The sequence below is a fragment of the Paenibacillus sp. cl123 genome, from assembly GCF_900101595.1.
GTDB lineage: Bacteria > Bacillota > Bacilli > Paenibacillales > NBRC-103111 > Paenibacillus_G.
On the sequence record NZ_FMYY01000005.1, the window covers coordinates 288,433 to 310,437 of the forward strand.

Annotated in this window: 10 protein-coding genes; 7 read left to right on the forward strand and 3 right to left on the reverse strand. The window is 56.8% G+C overall.

Translation table 11 applies throughout. From position 1 onward, the window contains the following. Nucleotides 1-10: 10 nt before the first annotated feature. Nucleotides 11-574 (reverse strand): maltose acetyltransferase domain-containing protein, encoded by a 564-nt coding sequence (locus BLR08_RS11905; protein ID WP_176835498.1) that lies wholly within the window; start codon nucleotides 572-574, stop codon nucleotides 11-13. A 155-nt stretch (nucleotides 575-729) separates the two neighbouring features. On the opposite strand from BLR08_RS11905, the gene BLR08_RS11910 reads away from it, so the two are divergent. From BLR08_RS11910 to BLR08_RS11940, 7 genes are all read left to right on the forward strand, one after another. Beyond that, nucleotides 730-2,304 carry a glycoside hydrolase family 43 protein gene (locus tag BLR08_RS11910; RefSeq protein ID WP_072329294.1) on the forward strand — a complete coding sequence of 525 codons (1,575 nt, stop codon included), beginning with the start codon at nucleotides 730-732 and terminating at the stop codon, nucleotides 2,302-2,304. A 1-nt stretch (nucleotide 2,305) separates the two neighbouring features. Beyond that, nucleotides 2,306-4,405 (forward strand): glycoside hydrolase family 31 protein, encoded by a 2,100-nt coding sequence (locus BLR08_RS11915; protein WP_072329293.1) that lies wholly within the window; start codon nucleotides 2,306-2,308, stop codon nucleotides 4,403-4,405. A 185-nt stretch (nucleotides 4,406-4,590) separates the two neighbouring features. Then, a complete protein-coding gene (locus BLR08_RS11920; RefSeq protein ID WP_072329292.1) occupies nucleotides 4,591-6,909 on the forward strand; it encodes a helix-turn-helix domain-containing protein in 2,319 nt (772 codons plus the stop codon). A 140-nt stretch (nucleotides 6,910-7,049) separates the two neighbouring features. Beyond that, entirely contained in the window at nucleotides 7,050-8,033 is a 984-nt protein-coding gene (locus BLR08_RS11925) for an ABC transporter permease (RefSeq protein ID WP_072329291.1), read from the forward strand. 22 nt (nucleotides 8,034-8,055) lie between these two features. Beyond that, nucleotides 8,056-8,937 carry a carbohydrate ABC transporter permease gene (locus BLR08_RS11930; RefSeq protein ID WP_072329290.1) on the forward strand — a complete coding sequence of 294 codons (882 nt, stop codon included), beginning with the start codon at nucleotides 8,056-8,058 and terminating at the stop codon, nucleotides 8,935-8,937. A gap of 52 nt (nucleotides 8,938-8,989) precedes the next feature. After that, nucleotides 8,990-10,600: an ABC transporter substrate-binding protein gene (locus BLR08_RS11935; RefSeq protein WP_072329289.1), complete on the forward strand. Its 1,611-nt coding sequence runs from the start codon at nucleotides 8,990-8,992 to the stop codon at nucleotides 10,598-10,600. A gap of 90 nt (nucleotides 10,601-10,690) precedes the next feature. After that, nucleotides 10,691-14,080: a COG1470 family protein gene (locus BLR08_RS11940; protein WP_072329288.1), complete on the forward strand. Its 3,390-nt coding sequence runs from the start codon at nucleotides 10,691-10,693 to the stop codon at nucleotides 14,078-14,080. A gap of 103 nt (nucleotides 14,081-14,183) precedes the next feature. Here the strand turns inward: BLR08_RS11940 and BLR08_RS11945 are convergent, their stop codons facing one another. Beyond that, nucleotides 14,184-20,750 (reverse strand): immunoglobulin-like domain-containing protein, encoded by a 6,567-nt coding sequence (locus tag BLR08_RS11945; RefSeq protein WP_072329287.1) that lies wholly within the window; start codon nucleotides 20,748-20,750, stop codon nucleotides 14,184-14,186. Nucleotides 20,751-21,049: 299 nt separating this feature from the next. Continuing rightward, complete coding sequence (locus BLR08_RS11950; RefSeq protein WP_072329286.1) at nucleotides 21,050-21,946, reverse strand: helix-turn-helix domain-containing protein; 897 nt, start codon at nucleotides 21,944-21,946, stop codon at nucleotides 21,050-21,052. Between the last annotated feature and the right edge of the window lie 59 nt (nucleotides 21,947-22,005).

Sequence of the window (22,005 nt, forward strand, 5' to 3'; positions counted from 1 at the left end):
AACAGATGGATTACAGGTCAACGTTCTTAATGACTTTGGCAGGATTTCCTCCTACGACAACATTGTCGGGAACATCTTTGGTCACTACCGCGCCGGAAGCTATGACTGCATTATCGCCGATCGTCACGCCCGGATTGATAACCGCCCTTCCTCCGATCCAGACATTGTTGCCTATCGTGACGGGTTTTCCGAATTCCGCCCCGGATACGCGTTCCAACGGATTCACCGGGTGTGTAGCTGTATAAATATGTACGCCTGGCGCCATCAAACAATTTTGACCGATGCGGACTTCGCACACGTCCAAAATCACACAGTCGAAGTTGGCATAAAAATGGTTCCCTACATGGATGTTGTAGCCGTAATCGCAACGAAACGTCGGTTCCACATACACGTTTTGGCCCGTTGAACCAAATAGCTGTTTGAGCAGTTCTATTCGTTTCTCATGTTCCGTCTCCAGAGTCTGGTTAAGCAAGCGCGTTAAGTTTCTGGCATGCTCGCGGTCTTTGGTTAACTGGGGGTCGGAAGCCAGATATAATTCTCCGGCCAGCATCTTCTGCTTCTCGGTTTTGTCCATGGATGACATCCTTTCGTAGGAATATATGTCATTATATCACTAACATGCCCATCCTCTTAAATTGCTGCATATTCCGCTTAAAAAACCGCATTCTCCTCCTTATGCAGTTATGTTAGGTTTAATCATAAAAGGACTTGGACAGGAGTGAACCGAAGTTGATCCGCAATCCGATTATTACAGGCTTTAACCCTGATGCATCGATCGTTCGCGTGGGGGACGACTACTATATCGCGACCTCCACCTTCGAATGGTTCCCGGGTGTGGCCATTTATCATTCCAGGGATCTGGTTCATTGGCGTTTGCTCGCTTATCCGTTGAACGATACCCGCCTGCTCGACCTGAAGGGCATACCCAGCTCCGGAGGCGTCTGGGCGCCGTGTCTTTCGTATGATAACGGCGTGTTCTACTTGTGTTATACGGTAATGCGGAGCCGCAAGGGCGTCTACAAGGACATGCGCAATTATGTCACGACGGCAACAAGTATTCTCGGACCGTGGTCCGATCCGGTTTATTTGAACGGCACGGGCTTCGATCCTTCGCTCTTTCACGATACGGACGGGCGCAAGTGGCTGCTCAATATGCACTGGGATCACCGGCAGGGACAGGCTCGCTTCGGCGGCGTCTATATGCAGGAGTACGATGCCGCAGAGCGTAAGCTGACCGGACCTGTCAGGCGGCTGACGAAGGGGACGGCCATTGGGGTAACGGAAGGTCCGCATTTGTATAAAATCGGCGATTATTATTATCTGTTGGTCGCCGAGGGGGGCACGGGCCGCAATCATGCGGCGACGATGATGCGGTCCAAGACGATCGAAGGACCATATGAGGTCGATCCGGCATACCCGATCGTAACCTCTGCAGGAGACGGCGAGCATCCGCTGCAAAATGCGGGGCATGGCTGCCTGGTTGAGACGCAGAGCGGCGAATGGTATATGACGATCATCTGCGCCCGCATGCTGCCGGACGGCAGGCAGCTGAATCCGCTCGGGCGGGAGACGGCGCTGCAGCGGATCGAATGGACGGCGGACGGCTGGCCGCGGCTGGCCGGCGGAGGAAGGCAGGCGCAGCTGACGCTGCCTGCGCCCGCGCTTGAGCCGCATCCGTTTGCGGAGGAGCCGGCAACGGATCATTTCGACGGCGGCGAGCTGGGCCTGCACTGGCAAACGCTGCGGGTACCTGCCAACGCCGCCTGGCTCAGCTTGACGGAGCGCCCGGGTTATTTGCGACTGACCGGGCGGGAGTCGCTGTATTCCTGGCATGAGCAAAGCATGGTAGCGCGCCGGATCAAGCATTTCCGCTGCGAGGCGGAGACATGCGTGGCATTTGCCCCGGAGTCGTATTATGAGATGGCCGGGCTGGTATTCTATTACGATGAGAGCGAATATTTCTATCTTCGCGTCAGCCATAATGAGGAGCTGGGCGTTTATGCGGGCATTGAAATCAGCGAGCGGGCGCAGCTTCGCGAAGCGGACGAGAAGGTGCGGGTGAACGGCTGGGAGCAAGTGTACCTGAGGGGCATCGTTGACTATGCCAAGCTGACTTTGTATATCTCGCAGGACGGTCAAGGTTGGCAGCGCATCGGTCCTGAGCTGGACTTCGGCATGCTGTCTGACGAGTACGGCGGCAAGCTGGGCTTTACAGGCTCGATGGTCGGGCTGTGCGTGCAGGATTTGAGCGAGGCTAGGCGTTATGCCGATTTTGACTATTTCACCTACAAGGAGCGCGAATAAGATGAAGCGTATTGCCAACGGGGTATGGATGCTGCGGTTCGGTCATCCCGAGACACACACGCCTGTAAGCTTGCGGGAGACGGTTATGAAGGAAGAGGCGCTGGACGAGCTGACAGCAGAGGGGAACGCGCCTTTTCGCGCGGAGGAGCTAAGGCTGGAGCGGACGGCCAGAGGCGTCTTGATCGAGCTGCCGCTCAAGCAGGAGGAGCATATATACGGCTTCGGGCTTCAGCTTCACCGCGTCGATCATACGGGGAGAAAGAAAGTCATCCGGGTCAACAGCGATCCCGTAGCGGATACGGGCGACAGCCATGCCCCCGTGCCGTTTTACGTATCGACGGCCGGCTACGGCGTATTGGTTGACACCTCGCGGTATGCCGCGTTTTATTGCGGCACGAGCCTGCCCAAAGGGGTCTCCCGGGGGAAGAAGCTGGAGCAGAAGGAAGTCGGCACCTCGGAAATCGAGCTGTACGGCTATCAGGCCGCGACCGGGGACCGGACGATGCTTGTCGATATTCCATCCGCGCAGGGTGTTGATGTATATTTCTTCGAAGGTCCCGACATGCGCAGCGCCGTGCAGCGGTATAATCTGTTCTCCGGCGGCGGCAGCCTGCCCCCCGCGTGGGGGCTGGGCATCTGGTATCGCGCATACAGCGCCGCGAAACGGGAAGACATCGAGCGGCTGGCGCACGGCTTCCGGAAAGACAACATGCCGGTGGACGTCTTCGGCTTCGAGCCGGGCTGGCAGACGAAGGCATACTCCTGCTCCTTCGTGTGGGATCAGGGCCGTTTTCCGGATCATGAACAAATGCTGGATGAGCTGTACCGGGACCATTACCGGGTCAATCTGTGGGAGCATCTGTTTGTCCATCCGACTTCGCCGATGTATGAGGAGCTGCTGCCCCATTCGGGCGATTACGAGGTATGGGAAGGGCTTGTGCCCGATCTGTCTGTTCCGGAAGCAAGGGATGTTTTTGCGAGTCACCATCTGAAGGAGTTTGTAGAAAAGGGAATCGCGGGCTTCAAGCTGGACGAATGCGACAGCTCCGACTTTGTGCATTCCAACTGGTCGTTCCCGGATATAGCGAAGTTCCCCTCCGGGATGGACGGCGAACAGATGCATAATCAGCTCGGAACGCTTTACCAAGCGGCGATTCAGGCTCCGTTCGAGGCGGCAGGGCGAAGAACCTTGTCCCAGGTTCGGGCCTCCGGGGCGCTGGCCGCGCCGTTTCCGTTCGTCTTGTACAGCGATCTGTACAACCATAAGGTATTCATCCGCGGCGTTGTTAATTCGGGCTTCTCCGGGCTGTTGTGGTCGCCGGAGGTTCGGCAGGCCGAGTCGCCGGAGGACTTGCTCCGGCGCATCCAGACCGCCGTGTTCTCGCCGATGGCTTTGCTGAACTGCTGGAGAATTCCGAATCCGCCGTGGATGCAGGTAGACCGGGACAAAAACATCCGAGGCGAGTTTCTGGACAATTACGAGGAAATACGGGATCTGTGCCGGAATCTGTTTGAAATCCGAATGTCCCTGATTCCCTACCTGTATACAAGCTATGCCAAGTATAACCAGGAAGGCTTGCCGCCGTTCCGCGCGCTTGTTATGGATTATCCGGATGATCCGAACACATATGGTATCGACGATGCGTATATGATGGGGGATTCCTTGCTGGTAGCTCCGATCGTGACCGGGGAATCGCAGCGTTCGGTTTATTTGCCTGCGGGGGGCTGGCGCTGCTTCTGGACGGGCGAGCGATACGACGGGGGACATGCGTATGTATGCGCGCCGGGGCTGGCAAGGATTCCCGTGTTCGTGAAGGAAGGGACGCTGCTGCCGCTCGCTCGTCCGCTGCCTTATGTCGCCGATGACGCGACGTTCGAGATCACGGTCCGGGCCTACGGGGCGCCGGAGGAAGAAGCGTTCCTGTATGAAGACGACGGCACGACCTTCGAGTACCGGGAGGGCCGCTACAACTGGCTGAGGCTGTCATGGCCGGCCGGCGCGGAAGGCACGGCGGAGCGCAGCGGCAGCTATGAAGGCGTGCGCTACAAGATTATAGGCTGGGAACAGCTGGGAGAGGCGGCGTCAGAGGAGAAGCATTAGAAGTCCGCTAAGGATAATGTGGGCGGCCGCGATTAGGAACGGCAGCGGGCCGGAAAAGCCGAGTGCAAGGGCATGAGCAAGCTCAAGCCTTGGCTCGGCTTTTTGCATTTGCATCTGAACGCAAGGGGACTAAAGCGCTCTCATTTTGCCAAATTTGAAAATACCTTTTGACTGGAGCGAGGGCAATGAAAGCTATTCGGGCATTTTTACTGAGGAAAAGCTTGCTGGTTCGTATCATCCTCTCCTATCTGTTCGTCGGCTTGCTGGTGATCGGTGTGTTGACTTTGGTCATTACCTCCAAGGTTTCGCGGAATTTGAAGGAAGAGCTGACCCTTTCGACGGACCGGGCTTTGGAGCAATCCTACAATACGGCCGATATTATGCTGAATTCCGCTTACCTGCAATTCGCAAGCGCCTACAGCTCGGCGGATATCCAAGCCGGTTTGTATGCAAATGCCTTCGACACCGAGCTTATGGGACGCATCGGCACGAAGCTGACGGATCTGGCAAACGCCAATCCGATGGTGCACTCCGTTTATTTGGTGAATAAGCGGCACGAGCTCGTATTTTCGTCGCTGACCACCGCGCGTTCCTTCGACGACTTCTATGACCGGCAGATTTTGCAGCTGATGGAGAACGGCCTTTCGGTGGACGGCAGCATCTTTATTCCGAGAAATACGTCCTTCGTCTATGACACCAAGCCGTTTGAAGGCAATTTGATCACGGTTGCTTATACCTCCACCCGCGGCGAGAGGTTTATGAACGGCGGCCTGATCCTCAATGTGGATCAGCAGATTCTCCAGAACATGATGATGAACGGCGTCGGCAGCAAATCGTTCCAGTCCATGATCCTGAACCGGCAAGGACTCGTCATCTCTCATTCGGATCATCAGATGATCAGTAAGAATCTGTCGGACGTCGAGGCGGTTTCGCGCATTCTGGAAACGCCCGCGCGCAGGGGCGTGCTGGAGACGGAGGTTGACGGCAAGCCGCACCGCATGTTTTATATCAAGTCGGACAGCCTGGGCTGGATCTTCATCGGCAACGTCAATTACGAAAACCTGCTGAGCCAGGTGAACGCCATCAAACGGTTCATCCTGACGGTAACCGCGGTGCTGCTTATTGTTGTCGCGATAAGCGGCGCGTTTTTCACCCGGATCATTTACGGCCCTATTCAGAAGCTGGTCACCAATATTGGCAAAACGCCGGAGCACGCCACCGTCTCGGACGCGGCCAGTGAATTTGACCTGCTGTCGGCGGCTTTCCGTTATATGGAGCGAAGAGTTCATGATTTGCAGACCAGTGTGGCGGGATATCAAAATACGGAAAAAAGAGAGGTGCTTCAGCGGCTTACGACGGGAGGCTGGACCGGCGAGGCGGAGATGGGGCGGAAGCTGGCCCAAGCGGGCATTGACCCCGCGTCGCCCGGCTACCAGGTATGTATGCTTCGTCTGGATTCGTTCACGGAGCTTTCCGAAGCATACTCTACCCGCGATCTCATGCTGCTGAAGTACGCCATCACCAACATAGCGGAGGAGATTGGAGCGGCGTATTTTCCCACACATGCGTTTGACGGAGGGGAGGATCGGATCGTCATTCTGTTTCTGAAGCCGGAAGGGATGGTGCCTGAGCTGACCCATCTGGTCAGGGACATGCAGGAAAACACCAAGCGTTACCTGAGGCTTTCCGTATCCGCTGCCATCGGGTCATGCGCCTTCAGTCTCCACGATGTGCCCAAGTCCTGGCAGTCGGCTTATAACGCGTCGCGCTACCGGCTTGTGTTCGGATGGCAAAGTCTGACGTTCGGAGATATCGAAGACAGCCGGGAGCCGGTCCCCGATGCGGTGTCAAGCTCCATGGAAAAGCAGGTGGCCGACGGCATGCGACTGGGCGATACGGACAAAGCCGTCCATGCTCTGAAGGAATATGTCACCCGCATCCGAAGAGCCTCCTTCGATGAAATGCTGCTGCTCCTTAATCAGCTGCTGTTTACGATAACCCGCACCTCCAAGTCGATGGCGTCGGGAGAGGTGAGCGGACTCGGTACGGATATCGGCGCTCTGGGCCAGCAATTGTTCAAGTGGGAAACGCTTGCGCAGATGGAGGAATGGTTCGCCGGACTGATCGAAGCCGCAGTCAGCTTGCGAGACAAGCAGTCGACGCAGAAAAACGCGATGATCGTAGAGAAATTGAAGCAGCATATTCATGAGCATTACACCGATTCCAATCTGACCGTGGAAGCGCTGTCCGAGCTTGCCGGGCTGTCCGTCAATTACTTGAGAAAGGTATTTAAAGACATCGCCGGGATTTCGCTGAACCTTTATATCAGCGAATACCGGTTTGAAAAAGCGAAGGCGCTGCTCCTGACCACCGATCTTCCCGCCAACCGGATCGGCGAGATGGTCGGCTTCGACAATACGAAGTATTTTTATATCTCGTTTAAAAAATACAGCGGCAAAACCCCGGATCATTTCCGTAAAAGCGGCGGCGACTTCGGAGAATGAACCGATGATTAGATTTTATACCTCTCGCATGCGCGTAAATCACGCTTTTTGTTTGTTTTTCGGGCTGTTCGGCTGAGAGTCGGGCAAGGTATATTGGGTAGCGAAAAGGGCTTCAGGAATGACATGAAGGAGGATCAACTATGAGTGAAAGCGCTGTAAGCCGGCCGGGAAAATGGGAACAACCCTATAAACAAAAGAAGCGAGGCATGCTCGGAGCATTTGGGTTTGAGCTTGCCAAAAACAAATTTTTGTACGCTCTTGCGCTGCCGGGCATCATCTGGTTTTTTATCTTCGCTTATTTGCCCATGGGCGGGATAGTCATTGCGTTCCAGGACTTCAAGGCGATGAAGGGAATTACCGGGAGCGAATTCGTCGGTCTGAGAAACTTTCAGTTTTTCTTCCAGTCCGGCGATTGGGTACGCATTGTAACGAACACCTTATTTCTCAATGTGCTGTTCATTGCGTTCAATACGCTTGCCGCCGTTGCCATTGCCATCATGCTGACCGAATTGGGCGGCAGATGGTTTAAGCAGCTGACTCAGTCCGTTATGATTTTCCCGCACTTCCTGTCCTGGACGGTGGTGGCTATGTTCGTCATGGCGTTCGTCGCTACGGACGGAGGCTTTTTGAACCAAATTTTATCGGTATTCGGAATACCGCCGATTCAGTTTCTATCCTCTCCCGAATATTGGCCGCTCATCTTGGTGCTGTTGAAAATTTGGCATGCGGCGGGCTTTAGCTCCATCGTATATATCGCGACCATCGCCGGCATTAATCCGGACATTTATGAGTCGGCTTCGATCGACGGAGCTAGCCGGACTCAGAAAATATGGCATATTACGCTGCCGCTTCTGAAGCCGACGGTCATCCTGCTGCTGATTTTGGCCGTGGGCGGCATTTTCAACGGAGATTTCGGCATGATCTACGCGATTATTGGGAGAAATCCTCCGCTGTATCCGACAACGGACGTCATCGACACGTATTTGTTCCGCGCCATGATGGATTTGGGCGACATGAGCATGTCTGCGGCGATCGGGTTCCTGCAGTCGGTGGTAGGCTTTGCGCTAGTCGTTACCGTGAACTATATAGCCAAGAAGGTAGCTCCGGAATCGGCGATTTTCTAAGAAAGAAGGAGTGTTTGCATCCATGATTAAGGAAAGCCTGCCCGATCGGCTGTTAAAAGCCCTTTTCCATGCCCTCATCGCGTTGTTCTCCTTATATTGCCTGCTGCCGTTCTGGTCCGTTGTCGCCAGCTCATTCGCCAGCGAAGCATCCATACTGAGAGACGGCTATACGTTCTGGCCGAAAGAGTTCAGCCTGGAAGCCTATAAGCTGATCTTTGCGGATAACACCATCTACAAGGCCTACGGCGTCACCACCTTCGTTACTCTTGTCGGAACAGCGCTGTCCATGCTGCTGACCAGCGCCCTTGCTTACGCCTTGTCCGTGAAGTCGGTCAAATACCGGAACCATATTGCGTTTTACGTCTACTTCACGATGCTGTTCCAAGGAGGACTGGTCGCGAGCTACTTGCTCATTAGCAAATACTTGGGCATGAAGGATACGATCTGGGTGTTGATTGTTCCGAGTATGATCAGCGCCTGGAATATGTTTCTGCTGCGGAACTTTTTCGCTTCGATCGACGAATCGATCGCGGAATCCGCCAAGATTGACGGAGCCAACGACGGTTACATCCTGTTCCGGATCATTCTGCCGATCTCGATGCCGGCGATCGCCACCATCGGCTTGTTCTATGCGCTGAGCTACTGGAATAAATGGTTCGACGCCGTGCTCTATATCAACGATAAGGACTTGTATCCGCTGCAGTATTTGATTCAGCGAATCATGACCAATCTGGACTACATCAACACCATCTCCGCTGAGGTGACCATTCCGAATTTCATTGCGCCTGCGATGACGGTTCGTCTCGCGACCACGGTTGTGACGATCGGTCCGATCGTGCTCTTGTATCCGTTTTTGCAAAAGTATTTCGTCAAGGGCCTGATGGTCGGCGCGGTAAAAGGCTAAGCCCGCATTCGCGGTTTAGTATATAGGCATGTCTATAAAAGGGAGGAACAAGATGAAAGCGAAACGTATGACAACCGCATTATTATCTGTCATTATGGCCGGCTCGACGCTGGCGGCTTGCAGCAATAGCGGCAAAGAGGCCGCCGGCAGTCCCGGCGGCTCCCCCGGCGGGGGCGCGCCTGCTCCGGTCACGCTGAAAGGCATGCTGTTCGGGGATGAGCCCAAGGATCTTGCGCTTGTGCTTGAGGAGTTCGAGAAGCGCACCAAGGATTCGCTGAACACGAAGCTCGAAATTCAGTGGAACCCCGTCAACGACCATAAGCAAAAGGTGAAGCTGATGATGGCTGCCGGCGAATCGGTCGACTTCGTCTTCGACGCGGACTTTCAGAATTTGAAGGAGCTTGTTCCGCAAGGCGCTTATGCGCAGCTGGATAAATACTTCAACAATGACGAGTACCCGGGCTTGAAGAAGGCCTTCTCCAAAGAATTTATCGACATGAACAAGCGGTATGACGACCATCTGTATACGATTCCGTTCACGCAGTATTATTACGATATTCCGGTCGTATATATCCGCAAGGATTTGCGCGAGAAGCTCGGCTTCGCCAAGCCGATTGCAAGCTACCAGGAGCTGCAGCAATTTTACGACAAGGTGCTGGAAGCGGAGAAGGGCGTAACGCCGCTTGCCTTGAGGGGCGCGAGCGGCTACCAGGATATATTGGCGCCGGATGACCGGCCCGATCTGAGCACCGTTCGCTCGATCCTTCTAGGCGGCATTACTTACTTCGTTCATCTGACCGACGATTTGAAGAAGGTACAGCGAGTCGTCGCATTGGGCGATCCCGAAGCGGAATGGGCGGCGCTGCCGGCGCCTTATAATACGATGAAAAGCACTTTCGCTCAGTATGACAAGTGGGCGGAATGGAGCAAATATTTGGAGAAGGACGTGCTAAGCCAAAAGGATCAGAAGGCCTACTTCATGTCCGGCAAGGCGGCGTCTTATTACGGGACGCTGTCCTCCTATGCGGCCGATAAAAAGAAGCTGAAGGATACGATTCAAGACGCCGATCTGGAGTTTTTCGTATTCCGCGAAAAGATGCGCAACATGGAGCCGAAGGCCATCTCTACGAATTACAAGGCGAACAACTCGCTCGCCATTCCGGCTTCCTCCAAGCATATCGACAGAACGATGAAGTTCTTCGATTGGCTGTTCCAAAGCCGGGAAAATCACGACCTGTTCGAATACGGCATCCAAGGCAAGCACTGGGAGCCGGTCGGCGATAATCAGCTGAAGCTGCTGGACGATTCGAAAAACTATAATTTCCCGGGCTATGAGTTTACCTGGAATCCGAATATGATCCGGCTGCCGGCCGATCTGGACGAGACGGCGAAGAAATACTTCGAGTATTCCGCCAAGGAAGACACGTACTATGCCGGCGTTTTGGCCAAGTTCGCCTTCGATACGTCCAACGTGAAAGGCGAGTTCGCCAATGTCCAATCCAAGGCCGACCCTTTCGTACAGACGCTGAAGGCGGGCCAGATCAAGGACTGGGAGACGAGTGCGGCGAAGCTGAACAATGAGCTGAAGGGACTTGGACTTGAAAAGATCCGTGCCGAGCTGCAGAAGCAGGTGCAGGAGTATCTGGACAAGGGCGGCAAGTAAAACCTGAATCGATATGCCTGTAAAACCGGTCGGCACGAAGGATGCCAGCCGGTTTTACATCTATTTGCAGATGAAAGGATGAATATAGAGATGAAACAGGCGGAGCTCATATGGGAGCAGGCTATATTGAGGCCGGAGACGGGACTCGTTCATGCGTACGGAGAGCCGCAGGATTGGCGGGATTATGACGCCATAGTGCTGGATGTTTGGATTCCCGTAGGTCAGACGGCAGAGATCACGGCTAACGTGGAGCCGCTCCGTTTCGGAAGACCGGAATATGTCCCGGCTATCTCGATGAACGCTTTGGCGGTTGGCAGCGGATGGACGGAGGTGGAGCTGGCGTTCCGCCATAGCGATGCGATGGGGTTCACCTCCGCCATGTGGCGTTTGATTGCCAAAGTGGAGCTCAAGGCGCGGCTAGCGGACGGCGATGCGGACACGGAGCTGGCGGTCCGCCGGGTTCGGCTGACGAAGCTTGGGCGCATTGCCCTGGAAGCCCCTTGCTTGTCCCGGTCGGGTGAGCCCGGGGAGACGCTCAGCTATGAGCTAACCGTCGAGAATTTGACGGATGCGCCGCAGGCTGTCGTCCTGCAGACGGGCGCTTACGGCTTTGAATCCATGCCCGCGAAGATCGAGCCGGCGGCTTTGACGCTGGAGGCCGGAGCGAAGGCACGGGTTATGCTGATAACGGCGCTTCACGACGGCATCCCTCAAGGCGGCTATGAGCCTATTGAGCTACGAGCGATGCCGAACGGAGATGCGGATAGCGCTCGCGAGCTTGTTTTTTACGCGGTGCGCAAGCTTCCGCATCCGTATATTTTTCATACGGAGGACGGGTGGGAGGGCGTCAGGCGCCATGTGCTGCGCTATGACTGGGCCAAGGAGGAGCTGGCGAGTTTGGTGCGCCAAGCGGAGGCTTGGGAGGTGCCCGAGACAGCGGGGGCCGGGCGGCCTTACGCTTACGAGCTGACTCAGCGCTTCAACCTGCATGCGGCCGCCGTAGCCTGGAAGCTGACCGGGAGGCGGGATTTCCTGGACAAAGCGGTGCTGTTCCTAAGGCGCTTTGCCGATCCTGTGAACGGGTATCCGGCGACGGATGCGCCTTATTTGCATATCTATGCCTCCCGGGAGGAAATGGAGCTTGCGACGCCGCGCGGACCCAAGGTTTGCACCGGCGGCTTGATCCATGAAGGGGAGTTTATGCTCACGTTATCGTCCTGCTACGATCTTCTGTACGATGCCGACTCGTGGTCGCCGGAGGACCGGATTCGCATGGAAAACGCGCTGCGTCTCTATATGGACAAGGTCGATTGGATGATCACGGACGGAGATACGAACAATATTCCCTCGGGGGGCATGGCCGGAGCGCTCTTGTGCAGCCTCGTGCTCCAGGATATGCATGGGATCAAGCGGTTTATCGAAGGGCCGGGAGGCCTCGTCGATATGCTGCGGACGGGGGTTATGGACGACGGCTGGTACTTCGAGGGGGCCGGCAATTATGTGCTGCTCTTCGCCGACATGTTCGCCCGTCTGGCTCAGGCGGCGGAGCCGTGGGGCCTGAACCTGAAGCAGCTGCAGGTGTCGCCCTCCTACCGGAAGGATGCCATGCTCGCGCCCTGGTCTTTGCCGCAGGCAAAGTCTTTCCTGGGCATGTCGTTCCGGAAGTTCGGCCCGGTGCGGCGCAATGTCCGGTCCATCAAGGACGTATGGGACGCCATGCTGCCCTTCACGGACGAGCGGGGCATACTGGTTGGAAACAATGATTCCACGGACAAGGATATGGCCCGCAGCTATGATCTGGCCTATTATGTGTGGCGGGACCCGCGGTATGTCTCCGTCATCCGCCGGGGGAGCGGACGTGACCTGCTTTACGGCCTCGGAGAGCTGCCGGAGCCGCCGGAGGAGCACTACGCCGCTTCCGCCTATGCCGACAATGTCGGACTTGCGGTGCTGCGTTCCCGCAAGCCGGGCAGACAGCCGGGCGAGCAGCTTCAGGCGGTGCTGAAATACGGCTCGCATGGCGGCTATCACGGGCATTTCGACCGGGCGGGGCTAGTCTCCGTGAGACGGTACGGCAAAAATGCCTACGGTCCGCTCGCCTCCTGGTTCGGCTATCATTCCTTTATGTTTAAAATGTGGGTGCAAGCCTCCATGTCCCATAACATGGTCGTAGTGGACCAGCGGATGCAGGAGCCGGTGGAATCCAGGCGTCTCTTGTTCCACAGCGGAGACATGGTTCAGATATGCGCCGTAGAAACGGCGGCCCGCTGGATGGACCCGCCTTATGGGGGACAAACGCCGTATCCCGAGAGCTTCCCGCAGGAGCGGGGGCTGATCGAGGGGCGGGAGCTGCCCCAGCCGGCCATTCCGAGAGCACAGGGAGAGACGGGAGAGTATTCGGAGCGTATTGTGCAGCGAAGGCTTATGGCCGTAACCGACGACTATGTGCTGATTGCCGATTACCTGCGCGGGGAGGAGGAGCATGTCTACGATTGCCTGTATCATTTCCAGGGATTTACCGGTCTTGACGCACGGCAGAAAACGTTTATCCGCCATACCGGCAAGCTTAACGACGATCCGTACGGGGCAGCCCAATTCATCACCGATTGCGACTGGTACGAATGCCAAGCTCCGGTTGCCGCCCGATTCTCGCATAACTATGGCACGGCTGCCGACGATCGGGATGGCCGGCACATGCTCTATCAGGATGAGGGGCGTATGGACACGGAGCTTCATCTGGTCTGGCCGCCTGAGGCGACGGTGGTCACCGGCCGGTATGCGGAAGCCTCCGGCGTGAACAAGACGCTGGAGTATCAGGTGCTGGGAGACGGGAAGACGCTCGCCGGAGACAGGTTCGGGGCATGGATTCTCGGGAAACGGCAGGTGATCGTATCCTTGCGTGGCGTGGAAGAGCTTACCCTGAAGGTTCAAGTGGACCGGTCAGGTCAGAAAACGGTATTCTGGGACGATCCTTCCGTCATATTGGAGGATGGGCGGAGGCTGCATGTATCGGAGCTGGAGGGCATTTACCGCAACGTAGACCCCGGCAACGGCATCGGCACCGATTATGAGGGAGGGCCGGTGCATCTGGAAGGCGAACCCGCCGTGCGGGCGCTGCCGTTCGAGCCCCTCGATCACAGGGAGCCGGCGGAAGCCGTCTTCGATCTGCGCGGACTCGGAGCCGTCGCTTTCGAAGGCGTCATAGGCGGGGACTACCCGGTAGGCGATGATCCGGCCCGCCGCAAAACCGTCAGCTTCCGGACTTGCGGCAAGACGGCGTGGTTTATGACCTTGCTGGAGCTGCATGAAGGAGGTCCGGCCATGCTCCATGCGGAAGCGGCGGCTGCCGGCCGCTTGTCTGTCCGCTTGAGCGACGGCCGAAGACAGGAGCTCGTGATCCGGGGACTTGATTCGGAAGAAGGCCATGTTGCCTTCGAGATGGAGGAGTGGTCGGGGGAGAGGCTGCTGCGTATGGAATAAACGGCAAGTGAATGAGATAGGACAAAGTTCCCCATGCGGTAGCAGGCGATCCCGATCGTCTGCTTGCCGTATGGGGAGCATTTTCGTCTATAGGCTTGAAGTTTTAATCAATAAAGCCGCAGCGTTCCAGAAACCGCTTCAGCATAACCGCGGCCTCGGCCCGGGTGGCTTGGGCTAACGCACCCAAGGAAGCTGAGGTCTGGCCTTGCAGGATGCCGGTCTCGACGGCTTGCGCCATCTCCGTTGTAGCCCACGGGCTGCCGCTGCTGTCGCCGAACTTGGCCAAAACGGCTTGCGCCTGTTCGGCTGTTAGGGAAGCGGCGGGGCTGCCCGCAACATCGAGCGCCCGGATCAGCATAGCGGCAAGCTCTTCGCGGGTAACCGGTGCATCCGGCCGGAACGTGCCGTCCGGATAACCGCCTGCGATTCCCGCCTGCACGGCCGTCGACACGGCTGAGGAGTACCAGTCGCCCGGCAGCACATCGCGGAAGGCGTTCTCTCCGGATAAGCTCAGCCCCAGGGAGCGGACGAGCAGGGAAGCCCATTCGGCCCGGGTAATGCTCCGGTCGGCTGCAAATGCGTCACTCGCCGCGCCGTCGACGATCAGCTTGCTTGCCAGAAGCTCGATATCGGCTTTGGCCCAGTGGTCGTGCATATCGCTAAACGTTCGCTCCAGCTCGATAACGGTGTAGATGCTGCTGCCGGTCCGCATAAACTCCGCCTTCCCGCCGTTGATCCGGCCGGGAACGAAGGAAAGACGCTGCGCCGCCTCATCGTATAAAGCAACGGCAGCCTTCGGGGAGACTGTCCCTTGCAGCGCAATCGTACGCTTGACATAGATGCCGCCGAAGTCGTCAAGCGGAATAACGCGTCCGTCCTCCGTCGTCGCAGCAAGCTTAAAGTCGATGGCCGGAGACAGCAGCTTGGCTCCGATAGCATCGGCTGCCGCTGCGACGGACTTTTGCCCGCTTGCCGCGGCGAGCTGGATCGTGACACGGAATTTCAGCTTAGCCCCGTCAGTGCCCGGCAGGCCTGCCAGAGGCAATACCTTCAAGGGCAGGATGAAGTCGCCGAGGCTTGAAGAAATCGTAACGGATGCATCCGGGTTTCGGGCAGCGCCGGCAAGCGCCGCTGCCGGAAGAAGGACCGAATCCCCCGCCAGTTGGATACGCACTTGATTCGTAAGGCTCCATGCCTGCTTCAAGGCAGCTTCGTCAACGATACCGTCGGCCCCGATCGCCTGGAGGCTGCCGCCTGGAATCTGATTATGGCCGGGATTGCCCGGCACATGGGTTGGCGGAGCCGGCGTATCCGAGTCCGAATCTGAATCCGAATCCGAAGAGCCGCTCGTCCTTGAAGTCGTAAACCGGCCGGCAATCGTATCCTCCGCATACCCGTCGGCATTGTAGGCGCGGACTTCAACGCCGTAGCCCGTGTCCGGCCGAAGACCGGTAACGGTGTATACGGCATCCGTAATTCCCATGTACCAGCGGTCTCCTACGCGAATATCGTAACCCGCCGCGCCGGCGGCGGCGCTCCATCGCAGCATGGCTCCGGCTGAAGTGACTTGGCCCGAGGAGACGATCGCTTCTGCGGGCCATTGCGGCCGCACCGCCGGCTTCATAAGAATGACCAGCTCGTTGCCGGCAATCGACAGACTGACGGTTCCGCCCGAGGCGGCGTATACGGCCTCCGACTTCAGGTCCATCAGCTCCGTGTCCGATGCCAGACTCAGCTCTGCCGGGCTAGCGGCATGATTGATCACGGCGTAGGCTTCTCCGCCTGCCGATGTGCGCAAGCGATAGGCGTCAACCGTCTCTACGGTCCCGAGCTTCTCCGTCGTCAATCCCTCCGCACCTTTGGCTTTAGGATAAAGCACAGTCAGGTAGTTCATATTCGGGCCGTTTGCGATGCGGATGTATGCCAGCTTTTTCTCGCCGTCTACGGAAGGCGTCATGTTGGTAGAGCGGCCCCATTCCTGCTTTATAGCCGGATTGGCGGGCTGGAGAACGGTTGTTTCCAAATCCATGCCATAGTGCCCTGTCGATTCGATCCGGTTGCCGTTAATCTCGGAAAGCTTGGTTGCCGCGACCGGCAAATTCCAGATCGTGCCGGAGGAGGCACCCTGGATTTGGTCCCGGATGATGAACGCTTCAAAGCCATTTTTTATATAAGCGATGCTGCGGGTGTGGGAGCCCGTCGAGCCTCCGTTAGGATCAGCTATCTGCAAAGACATCATATCCAAATGGCTGTTGGTCGCGAAGGCGTGATTAGTGCTCACCGCCGGCGTATTCAAATATCCGGAATTATCGGTCTTGCGAAACTGAACCGTCGCATGGGTGGACGATCCCCGGTACCAGCCGGTGGAGCCGGCAAAGTAGCTTTCGATTCCCGGGTCCAGCACAAGCGGCGTACTGCCTGCATACAAGGTAAAGCTGCCCTGATCGTAATGCCCGTGACCGAGCGGCGCCGTGTTAGCCATCACGGACATGAAAGTATCCTTCGGCGTGCCAGAGTGGTTGCGGAACATGACCAGTCCGACGCCCTTGTACATATCCGTAGACGACAGCTTGAACGGCACGTAAGCCGGTGTCCGGCCGACTGGCGTGAAGAAGCTTTCCAGCAGGATGGTTTCCGCTCCATTGGCAGGCAGTCTGCTGCCCGCCTTCACCCAGGTCTGATACATTTTCGAGGCCAACGCCTCGTTGGATCGGGCTACCTCGTCATAATAAACGCCCAGCAAAGCGAACTCGTTGCCGAAGGTCATCACATCATCGCCGAAGATCGGCGAGTTAATGTAGCCGTCCGCATACGCATACGGCGGCGTTTGCACATCCGTATTGTACTGAAACATCTTCACCAGCTTCGGCAGGGCGAACCAATCCTCTCCGGTCTGGTTGCGCAGCGACTTGGCATAAGCGGCAAAGCGCTGCAGGACGGCCACATGGTAACGGATCGATTCCGGCCATTCTCCTTCTTGTCCGACCGCGTATTGCAGCTGCGCTTTGATCAGCTTGTTTGCATTGGCGATCAATTGCTTGCTGTTGTCGAGCTCGGGGTAGACCATGGACAGCATGCTTGCCCCAAGCACGGCGTCGGATTCCCAGTTGCTCGCCCCCAGCTGAACGCTGTAATCATCCAGCTCATGGCGGTCCCGGGCGTCATTCAAAAACAGATTCATATAGTTGAGCTTGCCGATCAAATCCTGGTACTCCTCGTCCGAGTATACACCGGAGTCCTTGATAAAGGTGAGGGCGGAAGCGACGATGGAAGCGACTCGGCCGCCCTGCACTTTTCCGTAAGCATCGATGTTATCAGGTCTGGAATCGTTGACCAGCCAATGCTCGGCGCCCTGCAGGAAGTCGTTGAGTCTTAAGTAAATCCGCTCCTTCGCTTTTTGCGCATAGGCTAAATCTCCCGTAACCGCGTACACCAAGGCGTCGGCTTGAACGCTCAAATTGCTCGGCGGGGCGATCGTCGATTTCCGGTTGTTGACCAGCTCCACTGAACCAAGCGCCGTTCCGTTCGCATTCTTATACGTGATGACCGCTTTGACTCCGTTCTTCAGCTTGCCGTCGATCTTGGCGGCAAAGGTTAGCGTATGCGCCACATTGGCGGCAACGGCAATGTGTTGGCCGGAGGCCCAGGCGCCCTGGTCATTAGCCGTAGGATTCTCGATGTAGATCGAGCGTCGGCCCGCGTCGGCGTAATTGGTCCGGTTCTCCCAGGCGAGCACCGGATTTCCCTTGACGGCCGTCGGCGTCCAATGATCGGGAAGCTGGCCGCCATCCTCGAAGCCGGCGTTCCAAATATCCAGATCAGCCGTGTCTGCTGGTGAGATTTTTACGCTATCGATCCAGGCATGGCCGAGACCCGATGCCTCGTTATCCGCCGAATCCAGCATAAACTGCAGCCCGATAGAAGCGGTGCCGGAAGGCGGCGTAAAGTTCAAGGTCGTCGAATTGCTCCACAGCTTATATTCCGCGTTCAAAGCCTCATAGTTCACATCATCTTGCAGGAACCGCTTCTGGGCGATCAGATCCTGCAGGGTCTGTTCGTCCGATAGTTGTTTGGCTTCCTCGTATTTGGCCTTCAGGTCAGGGCTTACCTTGATGTTGGCCCGCAGCTGCTCCAGCCCTTCATTCGTAAAGTACAGGGTGGCTTCCGTTCCGGATTCGCTTCGGAGCACCTGGGCGTCCCGCATCGCTTTCATGGCGTCATATACGCGGACAAGCGCAGCACCGACGGCCTCTACCGGGCCTTCTTGCCTGGCGGCGGAAGCCTCGGCGACGGCAAGCCTCAGCTCATCCATGGCCGCTGGCGGGTACTGCCAGGCTTGCTTGCCTGCTTCGCCCTGATCCAGCAGGTCGTTGGCGGCGCGAATGATCCGCTCGTATTTGTCCTGCAGCTTAGCGTCGACGATCTGATTCAGGCTCAGCTCCAAGTAAGGACGCTTATCGGCAGCCGTCGTCTCCTTGGCGTAAATTTCCGATGCATAGCGGGTGCCTGCCGCATTGCTGAAGCTTAGCGTGAGCAGCTTATCTCCGAGAAGCTCGGCTTGGACGGGCACGGTCAGATCAACGGCTCCGGTTCCGGCGGCGTCCTTGGCGCCCAAGGTGAAGGTATTCACGACCGGTCCGAGCGCCGGCTCTCCCGAGGACGGATAGAGAAGCGTGCTTTCCGACCAAGAGTCGTCCGCCCCGTAATGAACCTCTGTCACATTGCGGTCCGTCTTCCAATTGGTCACGCGCAGCTCCGCCTTGTTCACTTGTCCGGAAACGTTGGACAGGTCGAATTTCATATAGGCGGTGCGGCCTTCGCCATAGATCAAAGTGCCGCCGTTATGCGGTTTATTTTTCTCGCTTGTCCAGACGAAAGCGTCGTCCGCCGGCGTCAGCTGAATGGTGGCATAGGTGCCGGACAATATATGACTGCTCGGGTACCACGCGATAAGCTCCTTCAGCCCGTATTTGTTCGAATAGGGGTGGGACGCTCTGGAGTAATGCTCGATGGCATATCGGATGTCCTCGTCCTGGCGAGGCGAATAGAACGCTCTGTGACGAACGAAGGGCAGCTTATAGCTGCCGTCCAGCACGGACCGGGCGTGGGCAATCTGATCGGCCACCGCTGTTTTGGAGGCTTCGGTGTACATCTCCGGCTCGATGAGCAGCATCGTCTCCGCTTCCCATATCAGCGCGTGAAGCGTCTGACGGTATTCGGAAAATTCCAGCTTGTTGGCCTTGGCGTCTACAACGCGGTCGGACGTTATTGTGCTCTTGTGATAGGCGGAGCCTGCTTCGCGAAGCTGCCTGAGCGCGAGCTTCAAATCTCCCGCAGGATTGGCCAGAGCCGAACGGGCCGCCTGAATCTTAGAAGCAAACAGCTCTCGGGCTGCCTGAGCGACCTGGCCTGGCCCGGTCCCGACGCTGTACTCGCCGAGCAGCAGCTCCGCTTTGTCGAGCAGGGCCGTCATACTGCTCTCCAGCGCCGGCGTGCGCAGCGAAAGCTTCGGTACGAGCATTTGGATCTGGGCCGAATCGGCGGCCGTTCCATACTGAATGGTTGCATGCATGTTGACATTCGCATCCGTCCCGTCAGCGGCAGGGCGGTGGACCGCTCCCGTATCGGAGATCGTGTCCGGCCGGTCCGAGGTCCATGTGACGGTGGAGAAGCCGTAAGAGCCGATCGTCTGCAAATACACGTCCTCATACACCGTCATGTTGTTGTATTTGGCGATGAGCAGCTCCTTGTCCCTGGCCACGCGCTGCGCATCGGTGGGTGTTGGCAGCTTTTGGACCGTCACATTCATTATAGCGGTGTCGGATGTGTCCCCGTGGGCGAGGACCGCCGTTAGCGTAACCGGGATATCGGCTTCGGTATATGCCGGCCGGATCACTTCTCCCGTGCCGCTGATGACGGAGGGCTTGTCGGAGGTCCAGACGATGGAGGTGTTAAAGGGACCTTCCGCCGGCAAGGTCAGATTGGCCGTCACGGTCTTGTTATGGAATTGACCAAGCAGCGCCGCTTTATCGGCGGCTACACGCTCTGCACTCGTTAACGCTTTCAAAACCGACACTTCCAGCACCGGTCTCCAGGCGGCGGTCGCATGTTCCTTGGATGCCAGATCCGCGCCCGGGCTTGCGCTTATGTTATCCCGCCTGAAGACGAGCGTTAACGCTTGATCTCCTGAGACTTCGGCTTTGACCGCATCCGTAACAAGCACCGGAATCATCGTTCCGGCTCCGCCGCTTGCCGTACCGGTAGCGATCGCATTTTCTGCAGGCGGGTCCTGGGGACGATTGGCGTAGGTGACTGTATTCTCCGACCAATTGTCGTATACGCTGCGGTATACCGTGTAATTGGCCGCATTTGTGTTCGTTTTGTACAACTTTAATGTAGCGCTTTCAATAGGGTCGGTAATGCCGCTTAAATCGAATTTCATCATAAACTGCCGGTTAGCTCCCAAGATCAACGTACCGCTTGGCGATGTGGCGCCGGTGTTGGCTGCGTTTATGCTGGCGTCGTCCGTGGGGCTCAGCTTGAGCACAACCGTACTGAGCGATCCATCCTCCTCGGCATAGCCCGGGGACGAGATTCCTGCCGCTAAGCTGAGCATCATGCTCAACACGATCATGCAGGATATGCGCTTGTTCCAAAGTCTACCAAACATGTTCTGACATACCTCCGGTATATTAGATTGTGCGGGTTAACGTCCGTAGGATTGATAAAGCGCTTTCAACTCCCGCCAGCACACTATATCACAAAGAAATATGCGGTTTTTTAAGGTGAACATGCGTTTTTTTTAGATCGTGAAATTTTGGGTATTTCCGTTACTCTATCCTCTTATTTTGAGGGATTCGTTAGTTTTTAGGGGATAAGCAGGTAGCTTGAAAGACAAAGGCGATATTTTTGCTTGCGTACGCAGGCACGAATACCGCCTTTTGTTTTGTTAGGCATCGAAGTGGAATCTCAGGAATAAAAGCTTGGCTTATCGTGCCTGATCAAGTCCTTAAGCTGCCGCTCCCGGTATTCTCTGGGCGTCATGCCGCGTATGCGCAGGAAGGCGCGGGAGAACGTCGGGAACGAGGAGAAGCCGGATTCGTACGCCACCTGAGAGATAGGCAGATCGGAGGAAAGGAGCAGGCTGCACGCATGGCGAACGCGCAGCTCATGCAGCAGATCTACGAAGTGGATGCCGAAGGTTTCTCCGAACTGCTTGCTGAGCCGGGTTGGGTGGATCTGAAACCGCTCGGACAAGGCGCCCAAGGATAAAGCATCCAAGTAGTGCTCATATACGTACTGGACAACCGGCCATATGCTTTTCGCAGCGCGGGAGGGCGGCTGCGGCTGACTGGCCGGTGCGTGTGCTCCGCTGCTGCGGACATACAGCGATAGCGCCTCGAGCAGCAAAGCCCTAAGCATAATCGGCCTCCAGGCAAGCGCCCCTTCATGCTCCCGGTAGAGTCTCTCCCACAAGGCCAGCCCTTCGGAATAGGCCTCGCCTTGCAGCTGGGTATAGGCCGGCTGGGAGCTGTTTTTTCCCAGTATGATATCCTTCAAGCCCCAGGCGGCTTCCGGACCGGCGGTCAACAGCCTCATATCGAAATTGCAGATGAACATGACGAGCGATTCTCCCGCCCGCGCTCGGTACTCGTGAATCTGGTACGGCAGCAGGAGAACCATGGAGCCGGGCAGCAGCTCATGCTCGGTCCCGTTGATGCGCTCCGTGCCCGTCCCTTCCAGCACCAAGGAGAATTCGATGAAATCGTGACGATGCGAGGACACGGAGGTATATGTTTTCTTCTTCATATGAAAGGGAAAATCGGAATCGATATTAGGGAATTCGAACATATATTGCGGATACATCCTGAGCCTTCGCCTCCTTATCGGTACAGCTTCATTATACGGGGATTGATTTCGTAAAG